Below are 5,696 nucleotides of genomic sequence, written 5' to 3'. Positions count from 1 at the left end.
GAGGTCGGCGGTGATTTCGGCCGCCGTCACCGGGTGTCCGATGTGATAGCCCTGGATGGCGGCGCAGCCGAGGTCCCGTAGCTGCTGGAGCGACGAGGCCGTTTCGACGCCTTCGGCGACGATGCGCAGCCCGAGACTCTCGCCGAGTAGCAGGATGGAGCCTACGAGGGACGCGGCTGAGCCAAGCCGCTGGCCATGTCGATGCCCACGGTTGTCGGCTCACGCCACTGTTAAGAGTCCGCCGGCAGCCGGGGCCGCCGGCCCGCGGTGGCCACGTCCGGTAGTTGGAATGCGGCGGGATCTACGGGTCGGGTAATTATCAGCGCCCCAAGTTTTACGGTGTTGTTACTCGGGGTCCCGCGCAGCGACCAGAATGCAGAGTTTCGCGGATCGAGGCGTCCGGTCGCGACGACAGCATGACCGAGCAGGCAGCGGACGATGAGCGTTCGATCGGTACTGCTGACCGCGCCTCGAGTGGGATCAGCGACGCGACGGTGGCCGAGCTGGTGCGCCGCGGGTTCCACGTCTGGGCGACGGTTCGCAACCCGCAGGATGACGAGCGCCTCGTGACTTCCGCCAGGTCCACCACGACGTCTCGGGCGCCGGCCCTGGTCCGGTCCGGGGACGTCCGGGCGCCGTCGGTGAACAGCCCGGCGAAGGCGTGACGCAGCGCGGGCGCGGCGCACAGGTCGACCTCGCCGGCGACCTGCAGCAGGCCGACGTCCCCGACCAGCGCACTGTGCGTCCGGCAGGTCACCGGACGTTGCGGCGACGTCTGCTGGCCAGCCGCAGCTCGACACGGGTGGCGAGCTGCGGCATGTCGAGCGCCTGCCGGGCGTGAGCGACCGCGCCGCCCACGATCCGGTCCGCCAGCTCGCCGGTGGGCCGGCGCCCGTCCAGGGTCGCGGTGACGTTCAGCGTCGGCGCGTCCGGCGAGCCGCTCATCCGCGCGGTGGCCTGCCGGACCCCGCGGTACGCGGCGACCTCGTCGGAAACCGCGTCCGTCACCGCCGAGGAGGCCAGCGTCGTCTCGCCGCGCGACCGGTCGACCTCGAGGTCGAAGGACCCCAGCCGGTTGCTGCGCAGCTGGACGCGTAGCCAGCTCAGCGCGAACAGCGCGATCAGCAGCCCCAGTGCGGCGACCGCCACCCAGAACCACCAACGGTCCGCGACGTCCTGCACGCTGGTGTCGATGACGGTCCGCGCCTTGTTGCGCGCCCCGAAGGCGCCCAGCCCGAGCGCCGCTCCTGCGCCCCCGGCGGCCAGGAGCAGGATTCCGAGCAGGCTCAGCGTCCACCTGTTGCGCCGGGTGGCCCCGGGGAAGCGGTCCACCGCCGGCAACGCTGACGTCGAGTCGGCCATGTCAGTGCTCCTTCTGTTTGACGGTGACGGTCAGTCGCGGCGGACTGACCAGGTTCAGGCCGTCGATCCAGGCCCGTCAGTGCTCCTTTTGTTTGACGGTGACGGTCAGTCGCGGCGGACTGACCAGGTTCAGGCCGTCGATCCATGCCTGCATCTGGTCCTGGACGTGCTGTTGGAGTCCGGTCACGTCGCGCAGGGCCGAGACGGCGGTGACGGCGGCGCGGCGCTTCCCGATTACGGCGGATGCCTCGGAGATGCCGTCGACGTCGGCGGCGGCCGTCGCGAGCCCGCGGGACAGGCTGCGGCGGGCCAGCCCGACGGTGAGCGTTTCGTCGTCGGAGTGCACCGCGAGCAGCCCGGGCCGGCGCGGCTTGAGTTCCTCGAGCAGCAGGACGAGCCCCACGAGCGCCACCACGACGCAGCCGGCCACTACGGGCCCACTGCTCCACGTGTGCGTGCGAAGGTAGTCGGCCCAGGTCTCGTAGGGGGCGAGCAGCTGACCGCGTTTCCCGATGGCCGCCCAGGCGACCTCGAGAACGGTGAGTGCGCCGGCGACGAGCAGCAGGGCTGCGAGCAGGACGGCCAGGACACGATCGAGCACTCTCATGGCTACTGCACCCGGGATTGTCGGGACTCTGCGACGCGCAGGGTCGGAACGGTGATGTCGACCTCGGCGACGTGCAGTGCCGTGAGCGACTCGATTCGGCCGGTCACGTGGTCGCGCACCCGCGTGGTGACGTGCCGCACGGATGTCGGCCACGTCACCGACATCGTTACCCGCACCGATACGAGGCCGCCGTCGACGGTGGCGTCCACCCGGGCGTGGCTGGTCTCGTCGGCGCTGCCGATGGGGACGCCGAGGATGGTACGCGCCACGCCGGTCGCGGCGTCGACCTCGGAAACGGCACGCACGGCGATCTTCTCCACGACGCGGTCGGCGATGGTGGTGGCACCGCGCCCCACCACCGGCACGACCTCGGTGGGCTCATCGACCGAGCCCGGCTGGTCACGCCCAGGCCCCGACGGGTCTGGGCCGTGCGAGGCGGTCACCGCCGCGCCCGGCCTCGGCCGCTCAGGTAGGGGCTCAGGTCGAACTCGCCTTCCAGGACTCTGCCGACCAGGAAGCCGAGCAGGCCGATGAGGGCGACGACGAGGAACGCGCCGAAGCCGCCGAAGATGCCGGCGGCGCCGAGGGCGAGGCCGGTGAACAGCCCGACGACGCTGGGTTTCATGGTGTGGCTCCTAGCATTGGTGAGCGATTGTGGTGGGCGCGGTGCAGACAGGTGCGGGTCATTGCTGGCGCAGCCGTCGGCGTCGGTACGCGCGCGCGGCCCGGCGGAGGAGACCGACGAGGCCCCCTCGCCGGAAGAAGGTGACGTCGGGCTGCGCGCCACCCCGGGTTGCCTGCCGGGCCCGGAACGCGTCGATCCCGGCGCGGAACACCCCTGGGTCGCCGCCCCGGTCGGGGTGGTGGGCGCGTACGAACGCCCGGAACGCCCGGCGCTCGTCCGGGTCTGTGGTCCGGCGCGGTCCGGAGTCGGCCGTTCCGCCGCGAATCGGGCCTGGCTCAGCCACGGTGGGCGTCGGGGTCGACGTCCAGGTCGTCGACGACGACCTCGACCGGCAGCCCGGCCGCCAGCCCGGTGACCGCGGCGTGCACCTCGCGGGCGATCTCGGTGACCGGTGGCCCGTACACGCCGACCACGTGCACGCTGACACCGTTGTCGCGGACCCGGACGCCGCGGACGCGGCGGCCGGGCAGGTAGGTCGCGACCTCCCCGACGAGACCCCCGGACAGCCGGGCGACGCTGGGGCAGCCCAGCGCCGCGGCGGCGATCACGTCCGGGTCGGCTGCGGTCGTCCCGGTCCCGGCCGGCGTGCGCTGCGATGTCGAGTCGGTCATTGGACCCGCGCCGGCTCCTGGTCCTCGGCGTCGTCGCCGGGGACGTGGATGTCGTCCACCGACACGTTCACCTCGGTGACCTCCAGGCCGGTCATCCGGGAAACCGCTGTGATGACGTTGCGCCGCACCGCTTCGGCGACATCGGCGATCGCGACGCCGTACTCAACGACAACGTCGAGGTCGACCGCGACCTGCCGCTCACCGACCTCAACCGAGACACCCTGAGATGCGCTCGGTCCGCCGGAGCCGGGGATGCGCTCGCGCAGCGCGCCCAGAGCGCGCGCGCCGCTGCCGCCGAGCTTGTACACCCCGGAGACCTCTCGCGTGGCCATGCCGGCGATCTTCTGCACCACGGTGTCGGCGATGGACGTCTTGCCCTGGCTGGAGATCAGCTCCGAACCGCCAGCGGCCTTCGAGACGGCGGGGGAGGTCCTCTCGCTGGTCTGGCTGCTCATGCGTGTCCCTTCGGTGAGAGTGGACGCACCGGAGACGGTGCGGCCGATACAGGTAGGACACGCGCCGCAGCGAAAAGTTCCGCGGATCGGTTAGAAAGTTTCGGGCGTGCCCGCCGTCGCGCCGCCCTCGACGACGTCGACCATCGTGACGTTCACCTCGAGCACGGTCAGCCCGGTCAGCGCCTGCACGTGCCGGATGACCGCGGCGCGCACGGCGTCGCCCAGCAGGTTCAGGTCGTGGCCATAGGCGGCGACCACGTCCAGGATGATCACGACGTTGGCGCCGGCGACCCCGACGCCGCGCGCGTCGCGGCGCCGCCGTCCGGTGGGGCTGGCGCCGGTGCCCAGGGCGCCGGTCGCCGGAGCGGTCACCGGGCCGGCCCGGCCCAGGGTCAGCGCCACCCCCGGAACCCGGCCTGCCGCACTCCTGGCCAGGGCCGCGACGACCCAGGTGGCGATGCGGGTGGAGCCCAGCGGGCCGGCGATGACCGTGTGCCAGCCGTCACGGGCCAGGGCACGGACCTGCAGCATGACCTTGGTGACCAGGTCGGGGGGAACCGCGACCTCGGCGGCGGCCAGGGCGCGCACCGGCTCCCACAGCCCGCGCAACTCGTGCACCGCAGCGCGGCAATGCGGACAGTCCCGCTGATGCTGCGGGTCGCTCGGCGGGGCGCCGTCGGCGACCTGTTCCAGCAGCGAGTCCACCGATGCGCCGCACGGCAGCCGGTCCGCGCCGAGGTCAGCTCGGGTCACGACGGGTCCTGCAGGGCTCGGGCCAGATCGCGGCGGGCACGGTGCAGCCGACCCTTCACCGCCGGCACGGTGATCCGCAGGATGTCAGCCACCTCCTCATAGGAGCACCCCTCCAGCGCATGCAGCACGAGAGGTGCTCGCTGGTCGAATGGCAGCGCCGTCAGCGCCGACTGTAGACGCTCGAGCGCCTCGTTCGCCTCGCTCACCTGCTCCGGTGTCTCCAGCGTGGGCCGCTGCTCGAGGACGGTCACATCGTGCGGGGTCTCCCGCTGACGCTGCACACGGTTGAGGGCCACGTTCGTAACGATGCGGTACAGCCACGTGGTGAACGCCGCGTCGCGGCGGAAGCGGTGCAGCGACCGCCACGCTTGCACGAACGCGTCCTGCGCGACGTCCTCGGCGTCGGCGGGACTGCCGGTCAGCCGGAGCGCGACGCGGTACGCGCGCAGGCGATGCCGGCGCACCAGTAGCTCGAACGCCTCGTCGTAGCCGTCCTGAGCCCACCGCACGAGGTGCGCATCGGTCACGCCGTACTCGTCGCGCACCGCACCCCTCTCCCGGTCTCGCGCGTCGGAGCCTTTCAGCGGGGCCGACGCGGCCGGTCCGTCCGCCGTAAGCATCTTGCCTCTGCGGACGCGCGGGCGATGAACCCCGACCGAACTGCGGCACCTCAGAAGTCGAGCCGGCATCGGGCCACGCCGGACGATGACGGGTGCCGCGCCAGCGACCGTCGTGGCGGTCGACTGACCGAAATCAGCCGCAAAGGCCGGTTTCTCGGCTGTTCGATTTTGGACGGTGAGGCGTCCTGTTCTGACCGCTCTTCACGCTGCCTGCTTGGCGCCGATGCGCAGGACGATATGGCGGTGGTAGTTGGCCTGGTGCGGTAGCCGCTACCAGCGGAGCCGCTTCGCGGCGACAGGCCCGGGTGAAACTCCTGCGCTTACCCGTGCGGACATCCTCGCCGCGAGACCCATAGTCCCGCCAACAAGGTGTCCACAAGACGGGGTCAAACCCATGGACCTCCGCGTAGGCGATGAGCCGCTCTTGCTATGCCGCTGCCCGGGTCGCGCCCGGTGTTTCCGGGGTTGAATCCCGGGTAAACGTTTCAGAAGTCTGTAGGGCGCCCGACGAAAGGGGTGGAGCAGGCATGGACCCAGTCGTGTTGTTAATCGTGGTCCTTGTCATCGTGCTGGTGGCGGTCGGCGTATTCGCGTTCATGAAGC

Annotated in this window: 10 protein-coding genes and 1 pseudogene; 1 reads left to right on the top strand and 10 read right to left on the bottom strand. The window is 71.5% G+C overall.

The window, feature by feature from the left end; all coding sequences use genetic code 11:
- A pseudogene (locus VIM26_RS27200) lies at window positions 1-168 on the bottom strand (EAL domain-containing protein); the annotation flags it as partial.
- A 248-nt stretch (window positions 169-416) separates the two neighbouring features.
- On the opposite strand from VIM26_RS27200, the gene VIM26_RS22455 reads away from it, so the two are divergent.
- Window positions 417-665, top strand: coding sequence for a hypothetical protein (locus tag VIM26_RS22455; RefSeq protein WP_331955440.1), 249 nt, complete (start codon window positions 417-419; stop codon window positions 663-665).
- A gap of 88 nt (window positions 666-753) precedes the next feature.
- Here VIM26_RS22455 and amaP read toward each other — a convergent pair whose 3' ends face one another.
- The 9 genes from amaP to VIM26_RS22410 all read right to left on the bottom strand — a co-directional run bounded on the left by amaP (window position 754) and on the right by VIM26_RS22410 (window position 5,018).
- On the bottom strand, window positions 754-1,362 hold the full coding sequence (gene amaP, locus VIM26_RS22450) for an alkaline shock response membrane anchor protein AmaP (RefSeq protein WP_331955438.1): 609 nt from the start codon (window positions 1,360-1,362) through the stop codon (window positions 754-756).
- Window positions 1,363-1,438: 76 nt separating this feature from the next.
- Window positions 1,439-1,969, bottom strand: a complete 531-nt coding sequence (locus tag VIM26_RS22445) for a DUF6286 domain-containing protein (protein WP_331955436.1) — start codon at window positions 1,967-1,969, stop codon at window positions 1,439-1,441.
- A 2-nt stretch (window positions 1,970-1,971) separates the two neighbouring features.
- On the bottom strand, window positions 1,972-2,325 hold the full coding sequence (locus VIM26_RS22440) for an Asp23/Gls24 family envelope stress response protein (protein ID WP_331955442.1): 354 nt from the start codon (window positions 2,323-2,325) through the stop codon (window positions 1,972-1,974).
- Window positions 2,326-2,408: 83 nt separating this feature from the next.
- Window positions 2,409-2,594: a hypothetical protein gene (locus VIM26_RS22435; protein ID WP_331955434.1), complete on the bottom strand. Its 186-nt coding sequence runs from the start codon at window positions 2,592-2,594 to the stop codon at window positions 2,409-2,411.
- A gap of 58 nt (window positions 2,595-2,652) precedes the next feature.
- On the bottom strand, window positions 2,653-2,937 hold the full coding sequence (locus VIM26_RS22430; protein WP_331955432.1) for a hypothetical protein: 285 nt from the start codon (window positions 2,935-2,937) through the stop codon (window positions 2,653-2,655).
- A complete protein-coding gene (locus VIM26_RS22425) occupies window positions 2,930-3,265 on the bottom strand; it encodes a hypothetical protein (protein ID WP_331955430.1) in 336 nt (111 codons plus the stop codon). Before VIM26_RS22425 ends, VIM26_RS22430 begins: the two co-directional genes overlap by 8 nt.
- On the bottom strand, window positions 3,262-3,720 hold the full coding sequence (locus tag VIM26_RS22420; RefSeq protein ID WP_331955428.1) for an Asp23/Gls24 family envelope stress response protein: 459 nt from the start codon (window positions 3,718-3,720) through the stop codon (window positions 3,262-3,264). Before VIM26_RS22420 ends, VIM26_RS22425 begins: the two co-directional genes overlap by 4 nt.
- A gap of 90 nt (window positions 3,721-3,810) precedes the next feature.
- A complete protein-coding gene (locus VIM26_RS22415; RefSeq protein WP_331955426.1) occupies window positions 3,811-4,473 on the bottom strand; it encodes an Asp23/Gls24 family envelope stress response protein in 663 nt (220 codons plus the stop codon).
- A complete protein-coding gene (locus VIM26_RS22410; protein ID WP_331955424.1) occupies window positions 4,470-5,018 on the bottom strand; it encodes an RNA polymerase sigma factor in 549 nt (182 codons plus the stop codon). Before VIM26_RS22410 ends, VIM26_RS22415 begins: the two co-directional genes overlap by 4 nt.
- Between the last annotated feature and the right edge of the window lie 678 nt (window positions 5,019-5,696).

The organism is Pengzhenrongella sp. (genome assembly GCF_036565025.1).
Lineage (GTDB): Bacteria > Actinomycetota > Actinomycetes > Actinomycetales > Cellulomonadaceae > Pengzhenrongella.
This window is presented reverse-complemented; position numbering and strand designations above follow the sequence as displayed.